This is a genomic window from Corynebacterium sp. KPL2825, assembly GCF_037908445.1.
GTDB classification, from domain to species: Bacteria; Actinomycetota; Actinomycetes; order Mycobacteriales; family Mycobacteriaceae; genus Corynebacterium; species Corynebacterium kefirresidentii.
Genome location: NZ_JBBMGI010000002.1, coordinates 235,001 through 255,190 on the forward strand (window position 1 = coordinate 235,001; position 20,190 = coordinate 255,190).

At 58.9% G+C, this 20,190-nt stretch carries 18 protein-coding genes; 3 read left to right on the forward strand and 15 right to left on the reverse strand.

The annotated features are described in order from the left end of the window. Positions 1-184: 184 nt before the first annotated feature. From WMQ00_RS02695 to WMQ00_RS02760, 14 genes are all read right to left on the reverse strand, one after another. Entirely contained in the window at positions 185-856 is a 672-nt protein-coding gene (locus tag WMQ00_RS02695; protein WP_200288868.1) for a cell division protein FtsQ/DivIB, read from the reverse strand. Continuing rightward, a complete protein-coding gene (gene murC, locus WMQ00_RS02700; RefSeq protein WP_340440647.1) occupies positions 856-2,319 on the reverse strand; it encodes a UDP-N-acetylmuramate--L-alanine ligase in 1,464 nt (487 codons plus the stop codon). Before murC ends, WMQ00_RS02695 begins: the two co-directional genes overlap by 1 nt. Further along, positions 2,320-3,420, reverse strand: coding sequence for an undecaprenyldiphospho-muramoylpentapeptide beta-N-acetylglucosaminyltransferase (murG, locus tag WMQ00_RS02705; protein ID WP_200288866.1), 1,101 nt, complete (start codon positions 3,418-3,420; stop codon positions 2,320-2,322). Between the two features lie 23 nt (positions 3,421-3,443). Beyond that, positions 3,444-4,844 carry an FtsW/RodA/SpoVE family cell cycle protein gene (locus tag WMQ00_RS02710; RefSeq protein WP_200288865.1) on the reverse strand — a complete coding sequence of 467 codons (1,401 nt, stop codon included), beginning with the start codon at positions 4,842-4,844 and terminating at the stop codon, positions 3,444-3,446. A 28-nt stretch (positions 4,845-4,872) separates the two neighbouring features. Then, positions 4,873-6,264, reverse strand: coding sequence for a UDP-N-acetylmuramoyl-L-alanine--D-glutamate ligase (murD, locus tag WMQ00_RS02715; protein WP_340440648.1), 1,392 nt, complete (start codon positions 6,262-6,264; stop codon positions 4,873-4,875). Between the two features lie 41 nt (positions 6,265-6,305). After that, a complete protein-coding gene (mraY, locus tag WMQ00_RS02720; RefSeq protein ID WP_023021199.1) occupies positions 6,306-7,412 on the reverse strand; it encodes a phospho-N-acetylmuramoyl-pentapeptide-transferase in 1,107 nt (368 codons plus the stop codon). 30 nt (positions 7,413-7,442) lie between these two features. After that, positions 7,443-8,972 (reverse strand): UDP-N-acetylmuramoyl-tripeptide--D-alanyl-D-alanine ligase, encoded by a 1,530-nt coding sequence (locus WMQ00_RS02725; protein WP_200288863.1) that lies wholly within the window; start codon positions 8,970-8,972, stop codon positions 7,443-7,445. Between the two features lie 2 nt (positions 8,973-8,974). Then, a complete protein-coding gene (locus tag WMQ00_RS02730) occupies positions 8,975-10,510 on the reverse strand; it encodes a UDP-N-acetylmuramoyl-L-alanyl-D-glutamate--2,6-diaminopimelate ligase (RefSeq protein ID WP_200288862.1) in 1,536 nt (511 codons plus the stop codon). 9 nt (positions 10,511-10,519) lie between these two features. Next, positions 10,520-12,388, reverse strand: coding sequence for a peptidoglycan D,D-transpeptidase FtsI family protein (locus WMQ00_RS02735; RefSeq protein WP_034655422.1), 1,869 nt, complete (start codon positions 12,386-12,388; stop codon positions 10,520-10,522). A gap of 207 nt (positions 12,389-12,595) precedes the next feature. Continuing rightward, positions 12,596-13,372, reverse strand: a complete 777-nt coding sequence (locus WMQ00_RS02740; RefSeq protein ID WP_200288861.1) for a hypothetical protein — start codon at positions 13,370-13,372, stop codon at positions 12,596-12,598. Further along, positions 13,369-14,409: a 16S rRNA (cytosine(1402)-N(4))-methyltransferase RsmH gene (rsmH, locus tag WMQ00_RS02745; RefSeq protein WP_432417961.1), complete on the reverse strand. Its 1,041-nt coding sequence runs from the start codon at positions 14,407-14,409 to the stop codon at positions 13,369-13,371. Before rsmH ends, WMQ00_RS02740 begins: the two co-directional genes overlap by 4 nt. Positions 14,410-14,567: 158 nt before the next feature. Then, entirely contained in the window at positions 14,568-15,002 is a 435-nt protein-coding gene (gene mraZ, locus WMQ00_RS02750) for a division/cell wall cluster transcriptional repressor MraZ (RefSeq protein ID WP_005324499.1), read from the reverse strand. A 451-nt stretch (positions 15,003-15,453) separates the two neighbouring features. Beyond that, entirely contained in the window at positions 15,454-15,852 is a 399-nt protein-coding gene (locus tag WMQ00_RS02755) for a DUF3040 domain-containing protein (RefSeq protein WP_023021193.1), read from the reverse strand. Positions 15,853-15,961: 109 nt separating this feature from the next. Further along, the gene (locus WMQ00_RS02760; RefSeq protein ID WP_200288860.1) at positions 15,962-16,393 is read right to left on the reverse strand and encodes an SAV_6107 family HEPN domain-containing protein; all 432 of its coding nucleotides are present in this window, start codon (positions 16,391-16,393) and stop codon (positions 15,962-15,964) included. A gap of 231 nt (positions 16,394-16,624) precedes the next feature. On the opposite strand from WMQ00_RS02760, the gene WMQ00_RS02765 reads away from it, so the two are divergent. Genes WMQ00_RS02765 through WMQ00_RS02775 form a run of 3 tightly spaced genes read left to right on the forward strand, consistent with a single transcriptional unit; the run spans position 16,625 to position 19,809 of the window. Continuing rightward, positions 16,625-17,179, forward strand: coding sequence for a GNAT family N-acetyltransferase (locus WMQ00_RS02765; protein ID WP_023021191.1), 555 nt, complete (start codon positions 16,625-16,627; stop codon positions 17,177-17,179). 50 nt (positions 17,180-17,229) lie between these two features. Then, the gene (locus tag WMQ00_RS02770) at positions 17,230-18,309 is read left to right on the forward strand and encodes a polyprenyl synthetase family protein (protein WP_034655886.1); all 1,080 of its coding nucleotides are present in this window, start codon (positions 17,230-17,232) and stop codon (positions 18,307-18,309) included. 9 nt (positions 18,310-18,318) lie between these two features. Continuing rightward, positions 18,319-19,809 (forward strand): alpha-(1->6)-mannopyranosyltransferase A, encoded by a 1,491-nt coding sequence (locus tag WMQ00_RS02775; RefSeq protein WP_023021189.1) that lies wholly within the window; start codon positions 18,319-18,321, stop codon positions 19,807-19,809. Here WMQ00_RS02775 and WMQ00_RS02780 read toward each other — a convergent pair. Beyond that, positions 19,778-20,182, reverse strand: coding sequence for an Rv2175c family DNA-binding protein (locus WMQ00_RS02780; RefSeq protein ID WP_023021188.1), 405 nt, complete (start codon positions 20,180-20,182; stop codon positions 19,778-19,780). The two genes, WMQ00_RS02775 and WMQ00_RS02780, sit on opposite strands and share 32 nt — an antisense overlap. Positions 20,183-20,190: the final 8 nt, after the last annotated feature.

The window sequence follows — 20,190 nt, forward strand, 5'->3', positions numbered from 1 at the left end:
CATTTTGCGCGTGTCGAGACCCTCAAGTTGCACTTTAGGGTTGTTCACCTGCGGTTTTGTTAGTCACACCCGCACCATCCGCCCCACATTGGTGCCAGAGAAAAAGGCCCCTGCAGCGCACGCGCTTAAGCGGCGCTGCAGGGACCACAGAAGGGTAAAAAATGCGTCCGGGGGCACCCGTCCCCTATCCGCGGGTGGTCACCAACTCAGGGTTGGAAATATTCCACTCGCGACCTTCCATCTTCAACACGGTGGCAAAGGCACGCGCCTTGTCATCATCATTGGAGTCGCTCGCGCCCCAAAAGACGCGGCGGCCATCCTTAGTGGTAAAGATGAGCGAGTATTCATCGGCCACATCAAGGGTTCCTACTTGGTTGCGCACATCATCCGATAACGCAGCGATCGCGCGCACCGCGTCTTGGGTTTGGCGGGAGCCGCTATCAACAGAACCAGTGACCTCAACCGCGCCGGCGGGAGGCTCCGCGGAGGTAAATTCCTCGCCCTTATCATCAATCAGGAAAGGCTTATTATCGCGCTTTACAAAAGCCACAGCCTTGTGTTCGTCCACATTGATAGTCAAGGTGGAGGGGAAATCGCGCGAGACAGTTACCGAATCAACCCAATCCAATCCAGCAACACCGGAGGCTGCCTTGCCTGCATCTACGCGCAGGAGGTTTTCTCCTTCGGCAACCCCGGCGGCCTCCTCTACCTGCGCAGCATCAAGCTGGTGGGTACCTTCCACCTGAAAATGGCGGACTTTTAAGATGGGCACCGTCCACACTACGACGGCAATGATCAAGGCTACGACAACGACAGCTGCACTGATCCCGGCAATGAGCTTGGTGGATACGCGCACTAGCTCGCCCGCAATTCATCGAGAATTTCTGCCGCGACCATAGTTACCGAGCCAGCACCGATGGTCAGCACAACATCGCCAGGTTCTACGAGCGAAACAACGTCGCGGGCAGCGGCAGAAAAATCTGGTTCGAAGATGACCTGCATGTCACTTGGCATTTTATCGGTAATGATGCGGGAGGTAATTCCCTCCACAGGTTGTTCGCGCGCGCCGTAGATGTCGAGGACTACGGCGGCGTCGGCAAGCGAGAGCGCTTGGGCAAACTCGGCGTCAAATTCAATGGTGCGCGAGTACAGGTGCGGCTGGAAGCAGGCGATGACACGGCCGCCGTGGCCTTCGGCCTCAACCTTTGCCCGAGCGGCGCGCAGAACTGCAGCAACCTCGGTGGGATGGTGCGCATAGTCATCAAAGACGCGCACGGGCTTGCCCTGCTTGTCGACGCTCCCCCGGTACTCAAAGCGCCGGCGCACACCGCTAAAATCAGCCAATCCCTCAGCAATGGCAGCCGGGGCGCCACCGGAAAGCACACCAGCCAACAAGGCGCCCATCGAGTTAAGCACCATGTGGTGTCCCGGGATCTGCAGCTCGTAGCGCACAGTTTCAGAGATGCCAGGAAGGTTAACCTTTACGGTGGTGTCCATCCCTTCAGCGGTGGTCTCCTCGCGTTCCAGCTCAGCGGCCAGCGGCACGGTAGAGGTAAAAGACTTGTCCGCTGCGCCATAGGCCACGACGTTGATGCCGCGCTCCTGCGCACGCTCGCCTGCTTGGGCGGCGTGCTCATCCTCGGCGCAGACAACAAGATAGCCGGTATCTGGGGTGACCAGGCCAGCAAAGTCATCGAAGACCTTGAAGTAAGCCTCCTCACTGTGGAAGAAGTCGAGGTGATCGGGCTCGATGGTCGTCAGCACCGCAACATCGGGGCTGTAGCGCAGAAGGGAGGCATCGGATTCATCAGCCTCGGCGACAAAGGCCTCACCGGTGCCGCCGTGGGCGTTGGTGCCCGCGCGATTGAGCTGGCCGCCGATGGCAAAGGAAGGATCGAGACCTGCGTGTTGCATCGCACTCACGGTCATCGACGTAGTCGACGTTTTGCCGTGCGTGCCGGCTAGCAATACCTGCTTGTGGCCTTCCATCAATGCGGCGAGCAAATCGGAGCGGCGGATGACGGGGATATCGTTTTCCTGCGCGGCTACTAGCTCCGGATTGTCTTGCGGAATGGCAGCGAAGGAAGTCACCACGACGGTCGGTAGTTCACCCGATAGACGCAGGTTTTCGGCAGCGTGCCCGATGGCGACCTTCGCGCCCATGGTGCGCAGCACCTCCACCGGGGTGGAGGCTTTTACATCGGAACCGGTAACCACGGCGCCGCGCGTGGCAAGAATTCGCGCCAGCCCCGACATGCCAGAGCCACCAATACCGATAAGGTGAACGCGGCGGAGATCGTAGTGTGCGGGATCAGTCATTTACTTTTCCTTCCTTCCGGCGGCGGTTTCGGCCTCGGACACGCGGGCAGCGATGCGGTCTGCGATGGTATTGGCTACGTCGCCGGCGCTGGCATGGGCGGCGGCATGCGTCATTGATGCTAGACGTTTAGGGTCATCGAGAATGCCGCGCACCTCAGAGATAAGACGCTCAGGGGTCAGCTCCGCATCGGGAATCTGGATGGCAGCGCCCGCCTCGACCACTTCACGGGAATTGAGCGCTTGTTCACCGTTACCATGCGGCAACGGCACGTAAATCGCTGGCAGCCCTGCGGCAGATACTTCGGCAACGGTCATAGCACCGGAGCGGCATACGACGAGATCGGCTACCGCAAGGGCCGAGCCCATATCCTCGATATACGGCAAAGCAGCGTAGTTCGGATGTGCTGCGGGCTCGTCATTCTTCTTGCCATAAGCATGCAGGAGCTGGAAGTCCTTGGCTAGGTCTTCCACTGCCCCAGCAACTGCGCGGTTGATGCTGGCTGCGCCTTGGGAGCCGCCGGTAATGAGGACGGTGGGAAGCTCGGCCAAGTTCCACTTGGTGCGCGCGCCTGCAGCAAGAGTCCCCTTCGGGTCCTCCGCCAAGCTCGGGCGCACGGGAATGCCCACGACCTCACCCGGCATTCCGGAGTCCGGGTGGGCGTTGAGGCCGATGCCGCCCATTTTCACGCCGAGCTTATTGGCGATTCCGGCTAAGGCATTGGTCTCCAAAACATAGAACGGGATCCCAAGGGAGCGCGCAGCAATATAGGCTGGGCCGGCCACGTAGCCGCCGGTGCCAAAAACAACGTCTGCTTCGAGGTCCTTGAGTACCTGCTTGGCCTCCCTCACCGCGCGGGAGAGGTTAAACGGTAGCTTGAAAAGCTGCGCGTTGATTTTGCGCGGAATCGGCACGGGGGTAATCAGTCTAAGGTCCACGCCTCGGGCGGGAATGATATCGCGCTCAAGGCCCTTTTCGGTACCGAGAGCAGTGATGCGAGCGCCGTGGCGCTCACGCAAAGCTTCGCCCACGGCAAGGGCGGGTTCAATGTGTCCGGCAGTGCCGCCACCTGCAATGACGACGGAAATAGGCGTGGAATTCATAGCCTAAAGGCTACCAGCGCCACCTATCGATAGCGGCGCTCGGCGCGCGGATAGCGGCGGCCGCTTCCAGTCACCGGGCGACCAAATTGCTCTTCGCGCACACGGGAGCGTGGCTCCTGCGGGCGGGCGTGACGCCCCCGCTGCTTCTTTTTCGGCTTAGACACCGGCTGCGGCTCGCCAATGAAAAAGAGGCGATCAAAAAACGGGCGGCCAAAGTTCTGCATTGCGGAAATCTGCATCGGCTCGTGGCGCGCTACATTGCACAGCACGCCCATCGAACCGATGGTGATAATCGCCGCGGTACCGCCGGCGGAGATCATGGGCAGCTGAATACCGGTCACTGGCAGCAGGCCAATGACATAGCCAATATTGACGAAGGCCTGAGTAACCACACCGATGGTCAACGAGGCGGCGAGCAAAGATTGGAACTGATTCTGTGCCCGCATCGCGGTGCGCAGGCCCACATATCCCAAAGCGGCAAAGAGCAAGATAACGAGCGCGCCGCCCCACCAGCCAAGCTCCTCACCCACGATGGCGTAAATAAAGTCATTTTTCGCCTCTGGCAGGTAGAACCACTTGGCGCGGGATTGGCCGATGCCAACGCCCCAGAAGCCGCCGTCGGCAAGCGAGAGAAAGCCCTGATAAGACTGGAAACCAGTGCCTTGAGTATCGGAGATATTGCCCAACAAGGCGTCGAAATAGGTGTGGAAGCGATTCGAGCGGAAACCGCCTTTCAAGAAAATCCCAATCAACCCCAAGACCGCGGCAACGCCAATCGTTGCGGGAACTCTCCAGTCAACGCCGGCGAAAATGAGGGTAAAGACCACCACGATGGCGAAGGACAACGCCATGCCCATGTCCCCTTGACCGACGATGAGCAAAAACATTCCTGCAGAAATAAAGGAATACATCATGAAGGGGTCAGAAAGCTTCATGGATTTGTGTTCCTTGTCAGCCAGGACGCTCGCACCAAACATGCCTACGGCAATGCGCGCGAGTTCCGAAGGCTGCAAGGAAAACGGACCGAGGTAAATCCACGACTGCGAACCCACCTCTTCACGGCCGGTGCCTACACCGGGGATAAGCACCGCAATGAGCAAAATAATAGAAAGGCCCACGATCCACGGCACGCACTTGCGCAAAGTATGTGGCGAAACCTGCAGGCCCAGCCAAAAGGCAAGGAGACCAAAAAACACCATGACGCACTGCCGTAGCGCCTGGTTCCACACCCCGCCGTCCTCCGTCAATGACGTGGCCATTGAAGAGGAAAAGACCATGAGCACACCAATGCCCACGAGCGTGAAAATGATAAAGCGCAACAGCTGGTAATCTAGGCCGGCCTGCTGGCGGGCTTGCTCGCGCAGCTCACGAACGCGGTCGCCAAAGCTCTTGGAGCGCGGGCGCTGCTGGGAGGTGGCCGTCATATGTTCTCCTGATCTTCAATATCTAGCTCTAGTCGCGGGTGAGCTCCCGCGCGGCTGCGGCAAAGAAGTCACCGCGTTGAGCCATGCCGGTATACATATCCAACGATGCCGCAGCCGGTGCCAAAAGGACGGTATCCCCGGCTTCGGCGTGTTGCAGTGCAGCATCCACCGCTGCATTCATGGCCGCGGCAGGCTCGTTGCTTTCGATAACGTCTACAGGTGCATGTGGTGCGTGTTCGGCCAGTGCCTGGGCGATTTCTTGCCTATCCGCGCCGAGAACTACCGCGGCCTTGAGCTGGGCGGCGTGCTTGGCGACGAGCCCGTCTACCGCCGCCCCCTTCAACTGCCCGCCGGCAATCCATACAACGGAATTGAGCCCTTTTAGTGCCGCATCCGCTGCGTGTGGGTTGGTGGCCTTGGAGTTATCGATGAAACTGATGCCGGAATGCTCATGAATCACAGCGCCACGGTGCCCGGCGACGGTATACGCTGCCAGCCCCTGCGCGATGGAGCGCGGGCTAGCGCCTGCCAAGTGCGCGACGCTCGCCGCGGCCGCAGCGTCCAAGACTCCTGCCAAGCCGGCGGGCTCGATACCTTCGGCGGAAGCGAGATCCTCCCGCTCCTGGGCGAGCCGCGAGACAAGGCGGCCGGCGCTCACGCCTACCTCCCCCTCTGCAGGTTCAGCGGCGGTAAAGCCGTATAGATTAGCTGTATTCTCGGCGTAGCGCACCGCCGCGGCATCGTCCTTGCCCACGACGGCGGCTTGGCCGTCGAGCACCTTGGCTTTGGCCTGCGCATAAGCGTCGAACGAGCCATGCCAATCGAGGTGGTCTTCTGCCAAGTTCAACAGCACGCCCACATCTGGGCGCAACTGGCTAGACCAGTGCAGCTGGAAAGAAGAAAGCTCGGCACAAAGGACGTCGACGCGAGGGGTGGCGGTGAGGGCGTCGAAAAGCGAAACGCCAATATTGCCCGCCGCCAGTGCGCGCTTGCCGGTGCGCTCGGCATCGGCCTGCATAATCTGGGCCAACATTCCGGTGGTGGTGGTTTTGCCGTTAGTTCCGGTGACCACTAACCAGGTGCGCGGTGCCCCGAAGACGCCGGATCGGTCCAAGCGATAGGCAAGCTCCACATCGCCGATCACCTCTACCCCAGCGTTCTGAAAAGCAACCAACAAAGGCGAGTCAGGACGCCAGCCGGGCGAGGTAATCACGAGGTCAAACTCGCTTTGGGCGGCGGAGTCAACGGAAACCGTAGCTACGCCGTAGTCCTCCGCCAACGCCTCTAGAGCAGCTTCGTTGGAATCTGCCACGGTAGTGTCCACGCCGAGTCTGGTGAGCATAGCGACGCAACCGCGCCCGGATACTCCCGCCCCAGCCACGAGCACGCGACCGCGCAAGGAGGATGGCAACTCGGTCATCTGTTTTCCTCTTTCCTCGATAAAGCTAGAAGGCGTGAGTCTTAAGAACTAAAACCGACCGCGGACAGCCAGTCACCATAAAAGATGCATACGCCGGCAATGGCGGCCATGGCGCTGAGCAACCAAAAGCGAGTGACCACGGCGGTCTCTGCCCAGCCACCGTTTTCAAAGTGGTGGTGGATGGGCGCCATGCGGAAAAAGCGCTTTCCGGTGCTGCGGAAGACGATGATCTGGATAACCACGGAGACCGTCTCAATAACGAAGATGGCGCCGATGATGATCATGAGCAGCTCGGTACGGGTGGTCACGGACAGGCCAGCGACGAGACCACCGAGTGCTAGTGAGCCGGTATCGCCCATAAAGATTTTCGCCGGTGCGGCATTCCACCACAAAAAGCCCAAGCAACCGCCCAGGCCAGCTGCAGCCAGCACGGCGAGGTCGAGTGGATCACGGACCTCATAGCACCCCGCCGCAGGCGACACCGCGCAAGAATTGCGGAACTGCCAGAAGGAAATGAGCGCGTAGGCTCCCATGACCATCGCAGTGGTGCCGGCGGCCAAACCGTCGAGGCCATCGGTGAGGTTTACGGCATTCGACCACGCCGCGATGAGTAGATAGAGAAAGACCAAGAAAACGATGGTGCCGATAATGGCGCCGCCCACGGCGATATCGAAGGTGTCAAAATCGCGGACGAAGGACAGGTTTGTAGACGCCGGGGTCAAGCCGTGTGCATCTGGGAACTGCAGTGCCAAGATGCCGAAGATAAGCGCGACGGCTAGTTGACCTACCAGCTTGGCGGTCTTATTGAGGCCGAGGTTACGCTTTTTAAACAGCTTGATGAAGTCATCGGCAAAGCCCAGTCCGCCCAAGCCCATGGTGAGGAAGTAGACCAAGAGACCGGAGGGGCTAAAGCCACCGTTGCCCGTCACGCGGGCGTAAATGCCCACCACAAGGTAGGCCACAGTGATGGCGAGCAAAATCGCCAGTCCGCCCATGGTTGGGGTGCCGCGCTTGCGTAGGTGCAGCTGTGGCCCATCCTCGCGGATTTCCTGCCCCTTGCCTACGCCGGAAAAGTAGCGGACCAACATGGGAGTGGTAAAAATCGCGACGAGGAAGCTGAGGATGCCCGCGATAATGATCTGAGTCATTGCTAGAGGTCTTTCTCCTTGTACTGAGGACTAACGGCGATTGAGCTTTTCTGCCACGCGCCACAGGCGCTGGGCATTCGATGATTTGATGAGGACAACGTCTTTGGCCTCGCGCTCCGCCCAGTCTTCGATGCCGGCAGGCGCTACCCTAATGATGTCTTCGACCGCCGCCGCAGCGGTGTCAACATCTGGGCTGATAGTAGTATTTATACCCTGCGCCCGTGCGGCCTCGACCATCGCCCTCATATTCTCGTTATCTCCCACGGCCACGAGGTAGCCAACGTGGTATTTGGAAAGGACCTCGCCCAATGTGCGGTGGGCAGCCACCGCTTCGCCGCCGAGTTCTCCCATCTCACCGAGCACGGCGATGGCACGGGCATCCGGACGAGCGGCTGAGGTATAGGCCAGCGCGGCAATCGCCGCGTGCATGGAATCGGGATTGGCATTATAGGAGTCATCGATGGTGGTGACTCCATCGCGGCGGGTTCGCACGTCCATGCGGTGTTCGGAGGCATTTTGGTGCCCCGATAGCGCGCTGGCTACCACCTGCGGGTCCATGCCTGATTCAATGGCTGCGGCCGCCGCTGCCAAAGCATTAGATACTTGGTGCCGGCCAAAGACCTGCAGTTTTACTGGAAGCGGGTCTGTGCCCGGCGCATGCAGCACGAACGAGGGGCGGGCCACATCATCGAGCTGGATATCGCTGGCGTAGTACTGGGCGTCGGCAGCCGGCGGCTTATTTGCCGAGTAGTAAACGACCTTTGCTGAGGTGCGTGGCGCCATGCCGGCGACGAAGGGATCATCGGCATTGAGCACAGCGACCCCGCCCTCAGCGGCCGAGGGCAAGGCCTCCACAAGCTCGCCTTTGGCTTGGGCGATGTTTTCACGCGAGCCAAACTCGCCTAGGTGAGCGGTGCCGACGTTGAGCACTACGCCCACGGTGGGTGCGGTAATGGTTGTCAGATGGCGGATATGGCCAATTCCGCGGGCAGACATTTCGGCAACAAGGAAGCGAGTGTGCTCATCACAGCGCAAAGCGGTATAGGGCAGGCCGACCTCGTTATTAAAGGAACCAGGAGGGGCAACGGTATCGCCCTCTGCGCGGAAAATAGTGGCCAGCAGGTCCTTGGTGGAGGTCTTTCCGGCTGAGCCGGTCACACCGACGATCTCTAGGCCCTGCTCCGCGGTCAGGCGGCGGGTGACTTCCCTGGCAATATCGGACAGCGCCTGGACAACCGCAGCGGCAGAGCCGTCCTCGTCGTGAGCATAGATATCCGCGTTCGCAGCATCACCGGTAACGCGGCCTTGAGGCTTGACGACGACCGCCGGAACGCCGACCGGCCGCGCGGCAAGCACCGCTACAGCGCCCTGCTCAACGGCCTTTTCCGCATAGTCGTGGCCATCCACTCGGGCGCCGGGCAGGGCAAGAAACAACCCACCTTTGGTTACCTTCCGGGAATCGAATTCGATGAACCCGGTAACGCGCTGGTCTGGGTCAGAAACGCAATCGAGGCTGCCCCCGGTGATTTCGGCAATATCGGCAATAGAAAGTGGAATCATGACTACTCCTTCGCATCCCTAAGGGTATCGCGCTGTAGGGTTCCGGCCAGTTTCTTCTCGATGGCGCGTGCCATTTCTTCGCGGTCATCAAAGTGCAAGGTTTTCCCGTTAACAAGTTGGCCCACCTCGTGGCCCTTGCCGACGACGATGACGGCATCGCCTGGCTCGGCCCAGTCAACGACTTCATCGATGGCACGGGCACGAGAACCTACCTCACGAATATCGCCCTGGGGCGCGGCTTCGCGTGCACCGTCCACCACCGCAGCACGAATAGTGGCAGGGTCCTCAGAGCGTGGGTTGTCATCGGTGACCACAGTGAGGTCAGCGCGGGTGGCCGCGGCAGCGCCCATGATGGGGCGTTTTGAGCTATCACGGTCTCCGCCGGCGCCGACGACGATGCCGACGCGCCCCTTGGTTCCTTCTAGTTGGCCGCGCAGAGTATCAAGCACCGCGGCGATAGCTGCCGGCTTATGGGCATAGTCCACCACGGCTACAAAGTCTTGGCCGCGGTCGATGCGCTCCATACGGCCGGGAACAGCGACCTTTTCCACGCCCGAGAGGAACTCCGCCGGCTCCTCTCCTACCGCTACGGCCATGCCCAGCGCCAAACAGGCATTGGCGATATTGAACTCGCCAGGCAGTGGCAACCGGAAGGAGAAATCGGCACCGTCATAGTTCAAGGCGACCTCTTGGGCGCCGGTAGCCTCGGTGGCGGTTTGGTGCGCAGAAATCGTGGCCGCAGCCCCCTGAGTGGCCACCGTGGTTACGGGGTGGCCAGCGCTCTCGGCGACGCCGCGCATGCGCCCGCCCCACTCATCATCGAGGCAGATTACAGCCTGCTCGGCCGCCTGTTCCCCAGCAAAGAGCTTGGCCTTAGCTTCAAAGTAGTCCTCCATGGTGGGGTGAAAATCCAGGTGATCCTGGCTTAAATTCGTAAACCCGCCCACGGCAAACCGGGTTCCGCGCACGCGTCCCAACTCCAGTGCATGCGAAGATACCTCCATCACCACGTGGGTGACGCCCTCGCTTTTCATGCGCGCGAATAGCTCTTGCAAGGTAGGTGCCTCGGGAGTAGTAAGCGAGGTAGGAACCGGGGTGCGGTTAATACGAGTACCGGTGGTACCGATAAGCCCCACGGAATGCCCAGCATGGAGCAGACCAGCTTCAAGCAGGTAGCTCGTGGTGGTCTTGCCGGAGGTACCGGTGACGCCAATGACCGTCAGTTCCCGGGTGGGGTGGCCATAAATTTCAGCGGAAATCGGACCGAGCACGGCACGAATATCGTCCACCACCACAATGGGGCGGGTCTCTTGGGCCCGGCTGAGCAGGTCGAGTCCGGCGGCGTCGGTAAGCACAGCCGCAGCCTTAGTATCGCGGGCGAACTGCGCGCCGTGTGCACGTGTGCCCGGCAGGGCGGCAAAAAGCGCGCCCTCAGGCAGACGGGAAGAATCCAGCCCGCACGCGGAGACCTCCACGGAGGCATCACCAATGACGCGCCCGCCAGAAAGCTGGGCGAGAGTATCCAATGAAACGGTCATACTAAGCTCCTATTGTGCCCGCAGGGTCAGCCGCGGTGCTGGTTTCGAAGTCGGAATATTGTCACGGTTGAGCAGCCAGGAGGCGATGTCTCGGAAAATCGGCGCTGCCGATTGGCCGCCGCCTCCATTGTCCTCCACACCGGATTTGGGTTCATCCAACATGACGGCAACGACGAAGCGCGGATCATCGGCCGGTGCGATACCGGCAAAGGTGATCCAATAGGCGGAGTTCGAATAGGCCCCGGTATTCGGATCGACCTTTTGAGCTGTACCAGTCTTGCCGGAGAGCTGATAACCCTTGAGTTGCGCATTACCGGCCGTGCCATTTTGCAGGCCAGCGTCATCGTCTTGGAAGACGGCCCGGAACATATCCACCGTTGTCTTGGCGGTTTCAGGGCTTATCACCTGGGTCTTTTTTGGCTCCTCCAGCTTTTCTTCCTTGCCGTCTGGCCCCTTCACAGAGTCAATGATGCGCGGCTCGATGCGCTCGCCGCCATTTGCCAATGTTTGGTACACGCTCGCCATCTGCAAGGTGGTCCAGGACTGGCCCTGACCAATGGGCAGGTTGGCGAAGGTGCCGCCGGACCATTGCTCCAGGTCCGGCACGCTACCGGCAGATTCATTCGGTAGTTCTACGCCGGTGGTATTACCCAAACCAAACTTTTCCAAGTACTTCGCGTATTTTTCTTGGCCCAATTTATCGGCAAGCATCAAGGTGCCCACATTGGAGGATTTACCAAAGATGCCGGTCGTTGTATAGGGCTCGGTGCCGTGCTGCCACGCATCGTTAACGGTCACACCCGCCATATCGATGGATCCCGGAACCTGGTGCACCTCGTCCGGGGTGGTCACTCCCTCTTGCAATGCGGCAGCGGCGGTAACCACCTTGGCTACAGAGCCTGGCTCATAAGGGTGCGAGACGCTGTGGTTTTCAAAGTCTTTGCCCTCATCGAGCTGATCCTCAATATTCTTGTTGGGATCTACGGTATCGGTATTGGCCATGGCGAGGACTTGGCCGGTCGCAGCATCAAGGACCACAGCCTCCGCGCCAGAAGCCTTGGAATTGGCCTTGGCCTTCTCCAGCTTTTGCTGCACATAAGTCTGCAGATCCAAATCGAGGGTGAGGGTGACATCGCGGCCATCAACGGTATCAACGACATCACGGAGCGTGCCCGGAATAACCTGGCCATCCGCGGATACGTCCTCGGTTGACTGGCCGTCAATGCCGGTTAGTTCCGTATCGCGCGCGGCCTCGAAGCCAAATTGGCCATGGCCATCCATGGATACCTTGCCCACGACATTCTCCCCAATAGCGCCATTGGGGTACTGGCGAATGTCTTGCCGGTCCGCTGCTACTCCGTGGTACTTATTGGAAATCTCTACGGCTACATCCGGATCGACATTGCGCACCAATACCTCGTATTGGGTATCGGCCTTGAGCTTATTAAGAATGTCTTCCTTTTCCACCTTGGAGGTCGAAGCTCCCGAATCCTCAATCATCTTCGGGATTCCCTCCGCCATGTCTTTGAGGGTCTCCTCCATTTTCTGGTTGAGGAAGCTATCGAGCTTCTTATCGTCCATGCCCTCAGTCGAGCCGTCATTCTGGGCCTCGATTTCGGCCTTGTCTTTTAGCTCATCGCGCAGACGAGTAGGTGAGACGGTCAAGGACCGAGACTTCATCGTATAAGCCAAGCGCTGGCCGTCGCGGTCTAAAATCTCTCCCCTACGGGCCGGCTCAATATAGACGCGCTCGCGCTGAGTTACGGCCTTGGCGGAAAGGTCCGGACCCCATACGAGCTGCACCCAGGCTAGTCGGCCGACAAGGACAACCATAGCCACGAGCACCACGGAGACGATAATGCGCAGACGCTTGCGCATCAGCTTCTTTTGCGGCACCGCGGAGCTGGTGGTGCGGCGCGGGCGGCGCCTAGCCCTACTTGGCGTAGTCACAGTCCAATGTCACCTTCCCTATTTCCGCCACAATTTCTTGCGTGTATTGATTGTGCCCTACAAAAGTCAGAATGCCCGCGCCACCACGCGCGAGCATCATCATTTTCACCGAATATTCTTTCCTAGCTACTCCGACTACTCGGCGCGGCTGGCGTACGGCGCACGTGCGGGAAGGTTGGGGCGCGCGTCATCCTGCGCGGCGCCGGTATTCCCGGCATCACCGCCGCGGGTGGTGCGCTGTTGGCCTTGCGGCACGGCGTTTAAGGAATCCGAGAGGCCTTCAGTATCCTTCGGGTCGCTGGAAGCTTGGCTGGGGCGGATAGGTTCTCCGTTTACGTCAATAAGCTTTTCCGTATCCGGGGTGCCTTCGCGCTTATCGACGATCTTTCCATCGCCGCCGACTTCCGCAATACCTGGCTGCTTAGGAATGGCCATGCCCATTTCATCCGCACGGCGCGCGATGTCTGCAGAAGAGCTGAGATTTTCTGCATCACGGTTGAGGGTTTCAATCTGGTTATCCAGTTGGGAATCCTGAACGGTGAGCTGTTGGATGGCAAAGGTTTGCTTGGTAGACAAACCGGACAGCCACATTGCCACAGCTACGCCGACGATGAGAAGCGTAAGCGCGATGACAGACAGGCGGGCAAACAGCCCGCTCTTCTTAGTCTGCGGCTGCAGCTGCCGGCCGCGGAAGCTAACAACCTGCTTCGATCCCAGGCGGTTCGTGCTGCGGCTGCGGTGCGGAACCCGGGTGCGGCTCGGGGCACGCTTCGTGCTGGGACGCTCACGCAGCGCCGTCGGGGCTCCGGTATCGATTCCGGTGGTGAAGTCTCGGCTGGCGCCCATGGTGCGAGTGGCCTCTCTGTCGCGGCTGTCAGTCTTTAGGTGGTTTCGACGTGGGATTGTGCTCATGGCCTGCCTCCCGGCGGTAGAAATTCTGGCATTCCCTCGAGCCTTTCGATGGCACGAACACGCACCGACGCGGCCCGGGAATTTTCTGCAATCTCCTCTTCGGAGGCCTTTTCCGCGCCTCGCGTCACGATTGTGAATTTCGGCGCGGTGCCAGGAAGGTCCATTGGCAGTCCGGCCGGAGTTGTGGACGTGGTCAATTCTTTAAAGGCCGCCTTCACGATGCGGTCTTCCAAGGACTGGTAACTCATAAATACGGCACGGCCTCCTACCGATAGTGCTTGGGTAGTAACCGGCAGCACATTTTCGATAGCCTCCAACTCGCGGTTGACCTCGACGCGCAAGGCTTGAAAGGTGCGCTTCGCGGGGTGTCCCCCTGTACGCCGGGTCGCGGCCGGAATGGCGTCGTAAAGCAGCTCAACTAAGCGCGCGGAGTTAGTGAAAGGCTCCTTACCGCGCTCCTTCAGTACAGCCGAGGCAATTTTCCCGGCAAAACGCTCATCGCCATAGGTCTTGAGGATCCGAGCCAAATCACCGTGCGAATAGGTGTTGAGCACATCCGCCGCAGTAATCCCCTGCGAGGGATCCATACGCATATCCAGCGGTGCATCCGTCTTGTACGCGAATCCGCGATCCGCCTGATCGAGCTGCATCGAAGAAACGCCAAGGTCAAAGAGGGCTCCCGCAAGGCCAACGCTGCGGGCCAGATCAAAGTTATAGCCCTCGCCTTCCGCAATGGCACTGCCCAACTCATCAAAGCGAGCGTTGACGCCAATGAAGCGATCGCCATAAGGAGCTAGACGTTCGGTTGCGTTGCGCAGCGCCTGCTGATCGCGGTCTACGCCAATCACTCGGACATTGGGGAAAGCTTCTAGAAAATAGCGGGTGTGGCCGCCGGCGCCCAAGGTGGCGTCAACAAGCACGGCATTATCCCCCGCCGTTTCTACTTGGGGGCGCAGGAGATCGGCCATGCGCTCGCGCATGACAGGCACATGGCCGTGATTATCAGCCACGTCATAATTTAGGTTTTCAATAGCCATGTCTCCCCGCAACCCCCTTTCTTCGAATCCCGGACTTCCAGTGGTGGAAAGCATGCGAGTGCGTATAGGGCCCTGTCCGAGGCAGGTTTCTGATATCGGGGAAGTACACCAGAATCATCCGCCTCGGACAGAGTCCTTACACGCACTCTTGTGCAGGCTTAGAGCAAGCCCGCCAGTACGTCATCGGCATCTGCGGCCGAATAAGCATCTTCAGTTTGCGACTGGTACTCGGCCCACGCGGCCGCGTCCCAAATTTCGAGAAAGTCCACAGAGCCAACCACAACGCATTCCTTGGACAGGTTCGCGTACTCCCGATGCCCCGCGGACAACGTGATTCGACCATGCCCGTCCGGTCGCTGTTCGTCCGCACTTGCTGCCAAGTTGCGAATGAAAGCGCGTGCTTCTGGGTTGGTTCGAGAAACCGCCGCTGCCTTCCGTGCTCGTGCCGCAAACTCCTCCCGTGGGTACACGGCCAACGAGTGGTCCTGCCCCTTGGTGACCATAAGGCCACCCGCGAGTTCATCGCGAAACTTTGCCGGAAGCGTAAGACGTCCTTTGTCATCGAGCTTCGGAGTGTAGGTTCCGAGAAACATCCCGGCATCCACCTTCCTTACTCGAAAACTCCGGATTCTCTCACTTCAGAATCGAGACGTTGAAGCCCCTCTTTCCTCCGCTGCGCCCCACTCTACCCCACTTTCCCCCACCTAACCCACTTATTGCCGCGTGTCTTTCAGTTAGTCCACAATTTCCCGCAGCTAGATAGCGGTTTCTTCAGTGGGAAGAAATCCCCTAAAAGACCTTGACAGCCCACTACAGCCACCCCTTACGCACCACCCGCAACACCAATATAATGCGCCCCGATTCCCTCACCTCCCCCATATCCTGTGTTATCAAGGCGTTTTGACTGGACTAACGGGAAAGCTACCCCACAACAGCCCACCGAACGCTTCTCCGGTGGGGCAAAGTGGGGAATTTTGGTTGGATACAAAAATCCCCGGTCAACCTTTACTGGGTCGACCGGGGTGAGCTTGAAAATGAAAAGCGCTAACGCCCCTCAAAACGGCGGCGGAAGTTTTCCTCCAGCTTATCGCTGACTCCACCCCTACGGGCGGCAGACTTCTTTGCACGGACACCAGAATCACGCTTCTCCACCGAATAGCCGGAGCCATCACCGCGCAGCATCCACACACCAGCGGCAAACATCACTAAAAAGCCCGCAATGGAAAGCGCAATAAACCACAGGCTCTGTTGTGCGAGGGCAACACCGCCAATGAGCATGCATAGACCGACAACAACGAGTGCTACGCCACGCAGGGTTACCGCGCCGCCAGAGCCACCGAACGACGCAGGCTCAGAAACGGAAGCGCCAAACTTAGGATCATCAGCAAGTAACGATTCCTCAATTTCACGGAGCGTACGCTGCTCCTGTTCAGAAAGAGACACTGTTCCTCCAACTAGGGTTTGGGCTTCGGGCGGCAATAGTTCTACTTATACTAACGCCCAGAATAATCAGTATGTTCCCTAAAAGGTAGTGAGCGCCCCCACGCAGTGACTACGCAGCAAAAGAGCCAAAAGAAGTCTCTAACTCACTTTCATCCAAGAACTGTGCAGCACGCTGCATAAGACCGTAGACAAAATCCCCGCCCGGGACTTCATCCAAGCCCGACGCTACGCGAGCGCGGGTACGCGAATAGCCCTTAAAAGATTCAGCCCACCGCTTTTCCTCCACACCTACGAGCGCTAGCCGGTCCCATGCGCTAGAGGGGAGGCGGCGACGTCGAGCCACCGCCGATGCAGCTACCCGCGCCCCCGCGGTGCGAAGGGCCGATTGGTACGCCACCTCTAAAGCTTGATCGAACCGCCCTTCAGCCGCATAACCGCGTGCGGCATCCAATAATTCTCGAGCCTGAAAGAGGAACCGCGCTCGCTTGCCGCCCGCCCGGCCATTAGAACGGGTACGCGTTGCCGAAATAATCTGTGCCATTGCCTTTGTCCTTAACTAAATAAATAACGTCGTTGGTTTTGCCCATTGACCCTAAGGAAGCCGCCGGACATTTCACCCTTAAGAATAGTGCACCTGTTCGAATTAGACAAGGGTATACCCTGCGCACAAGGTTCTATAAGGCCGATTGTTCGACTTTTTAACACCGCGTCCGAAAGACAGAGTTCGCCCCACTGTCCGCCTCTGGGCCAGACTTCTGGTGTCATAGATACTGTGAGCTTTGAAATTCGCCGCCTAACCCCGCCGGAGTTTTCCTTACTGGCCCCTCAATTGGTTGAAATCCATATCGAGGCAATGAACTACAACCCCGCCATCGTGCACAGCCGCATCTCCAGCTGGCGACGTGACTTGACGCGCCCTGGATTCAGCGCGCAGATAGCCACCCAGGACGACGGCATCGTTGGGGTGTCCTATGGGTTTCTAGGTTCTCCGGATAGCTGGTGGGACGCTGAGCTTCGTCGCGGGCTACGTTTGCAAGGCGGTCCCACTGAAGAGCAGTGGGACATCGTACGCAACTACTACGAATTGGCGGAGATCCACGTATTGCCGCAATACCAGGGACACGGCCTGGGTAAAAAGCTCTTAGAGGGATTGTTATGGAATGCCCCGGCGCGTTATGCCCTATTGTCCACGCCTGAAGTACCAAACGAGGACAACGGTGCCTTCCGCCTCTATAGGTCCGCCGGTTTTTTCGATGTCCTCCGCAATCACCTCTACCCCGCCGATGCCCGCCCTTTTGCCATCTTGGGCGCTAGGCTGCCGCTGTAAACCTCTGTTATTTCTTAAGTGCTCTAGGCGGTATCGTGTGGGATGTGACTATGCAAAATATTCCTGAGCTGGCGGACATTCCCGGTGCGGTACGCGAAGAACTCGCTGCCTTTCTTGATCAACGCCGAGAGCAGGTGGCCGCAATTGGTGCCCCTGTAACTAAGGCCGTGAGCTTTTTGGAATCCTTCGTGCTTGACGGCGGCAAGCGGGTGCGCCCCACCTATGCCTGGGCAGGATACCTCGCTGCTGGTCGCGGAGAAGAAGACCCGGAGGCCATGCTCCGTGCGGCCGCTTCCCTGGAATTTATCCAGGCATGTGCGCTCATCCATGATGACATTATCGATGCTTCAAATACCCGGCGCGGCAATCCTACGGTGCACCGAGGCGTCGAAAAGCTGCACCGCGAGTCGGGATACTTGGGGGACCCAGAATTTTTTGGCACGTCCGTAGCAATCTTGGTCGGCGATCTAGCGCTGGTGTATGCGGAGGACATGTTCCAGGACTCCGGTCTTAGTGCGGCAGCTTTACACCGAGCTCGCAGCCCGTGGCGCGGCATGCGAACTGAAGTCATTGGCGGACAACTTTTAGATATCTCTTTGGAGGCGGCCGGTTCCGAATCCGTAGAGCTTGCCAATTCCGTCAACCGCTATAAAACGGCCGCCTATACCATTGAACGCCCATTGCACTTGGGCGCCTCGATTGCCGGTGCTAGCGAAGAACTTATCGCAGCCTTCCGCGGCTACGGGCAAGATATCGGCATTGCCTACCAGTTGCGCGACGATCAATTGGGTGTCTTTGGCGATCCCGCCGTAACCGGCAAACCTGCCGGTGATGATCTGCGCGAAGGAAAACGCACCGAGCTTTTGGCGCTAGCGCTTCGTCGCGCGGATGAATCCGACCCGCAGGCTGCGGCCACCCTACGCAAGCTCATCGGTCACACCTCAGATCCCCAGGAGCTATCGCGCTTAGCGCAGATTATCGCTGATTCGGGCGCACCGGAAGAGATTGAGCGCCGCATCGCATCACTGACGCAATCCGGTTTGCAGCACCTGCGCGCCGCACGAGTAGATCCCGCGGTAACCGAAACCCTAGAGCAGTTGGCAATCAAGGCCACGGCTCGCCACAAGTAGGTTTTTGCCGTGTCAAAGACGTACTCCTTTCCCATTCCGCGCGCGCTACCACTGGGATTATCGGCATCCTGTATTTTGCTGTTTGCCTCATTCTCCGGCGGCGCTACCCGGAACCGCGGCGGGCTCCTTGAGGCGCTAAATATTGGCTTCTTGTCTTATGGTCACGGGCGCAATCTCGGTCTTGCGCTGTACTGGGTGGGCATTTTCCTCTTAGCTGCGGCTTGGGTACTCGCTGGGCGCACCATTATTCGCCCGCAGCTTACTAACCCTCGCCCCAAGGGCGGCTTACGCGATATCCAGCGCATCCTCTTTGCCTGGGTCACTCCCCTTGTATTTGCCGGTCCCCTGGCTTCGCGCGATGTGTATTCCTATCTCATGCAGGGCGCAATGGTCCGCGACGGCTTCGATCCTTATACCGAAGGTGCTGCTGTCAATCCAGGCCCCTTCCTTCTTGAGGTTTCCCAGGACTGGCGCAATACCACCACGCCCTATGGCCCCCTTCATTTATGGATAGGTGAATTGGTCACCGGCTTGGTGGGTGACAACGTCACCGCAGGTGTCGCCGCGTATAAGGTTCTTTCCCTATTAGGTTTTATCACCATCGCTTGGTCTATCCCCCGCATCGCTTCGAAACTCGGCGCTGATCCGGCGGTAGCTTTGTGGCTCGGCGTGGCAAACCCAGTCATTATCTTGCACCTCATCGGCGGCATGCACAATGAATCTCTCATGGTGGGTCTCGTATCTATCGGGCTGCTAGCAGCTTTGAACAGGCATTTCCACGCCGCCCTCCTCCTCGTAGGCACGGCAGTGGCGATGAAGGCCACTGCCGTCATTGCGGCACCTTTCATTGTATGGATGATGCTTCACTACTACGCGCCCAAAGGCTCTAGCAAGTGGCGGTCGCTATTCGTCTTTGTGCTTTCTGGCCTAACTGCGCTGGTAGAAATCATCGCTGCGGTAGCCCTCATCACATGGATTTCGGGAACGTCTTGGGGCTGGTTGTCTCAGGTAAGCGGCAATTCCAAGGTGATCAACCCGCTTGCGGGGCCAACCCTAGCCACTGATGTAATCTTCCCCGCCGTGCAAATCTTTATGCCGGATGCTTCCTATAACGCCATCCTGGCTGTCTTGCGCAGCATCGCAATGGTCTGCATGCTCATCGGACTGGTGGCGGTGTGGTGGCTATGCCGCAAGGACGACCGTGACGCTGTCATGGGCACCGCAGCCGCCTACCAGGTCGCCTTTGTCTTCAATGCCGTGACCTTGCCGTGGTATTACGCCTCCATCTTTACCCTGATGGGCACGTTCCGGCCGCCATTATGGCTTATTAAATTCGCCTCCGGCGTGGCCCTGTTTATCGGCGTCTCCTTCTCCGGCGATGGCAATCACCAGCTCTACAACTGGTTCTGGGTCATCGGGATGATCGTGGTGGCATGGTTTGCCATTCAGTGGATATTTGAAGGCGTGCCTAAAAAGCGGCAGCCTGAGCACGCCGGATAACCTCGCGGGCGAGGTGACCATGCAAGGCATCGATGGGGCGGCCCGGCAGTGAATCATCCTCAGTAAAGAGGTGCTTGAAGATTTCGGTGTCCTTATAGCCGCCGTCGGTCAATACGGTAATCGCCGCGGTCACATGCTTGGCAATGACACCTTTATCATTGAAGAAGGCCAGCGGCACCCGCTTTCCTTCTGGGGAATCCCAGGCGATGAACTTTCGGTCCTGCAGCAGGTCATAGGCGCGCGTAATGGGCAAGTCTAGCTTTTCTGCTACTTGCTGCATGCTGAGCAGTTCTTCGTTAGCGAGCAAGGTATCTAGGGATTTTTCTGCATTAGTCACGTTCTCTACTTTAACGCGGGCTAGAGGATCAGCCATACTGGGAA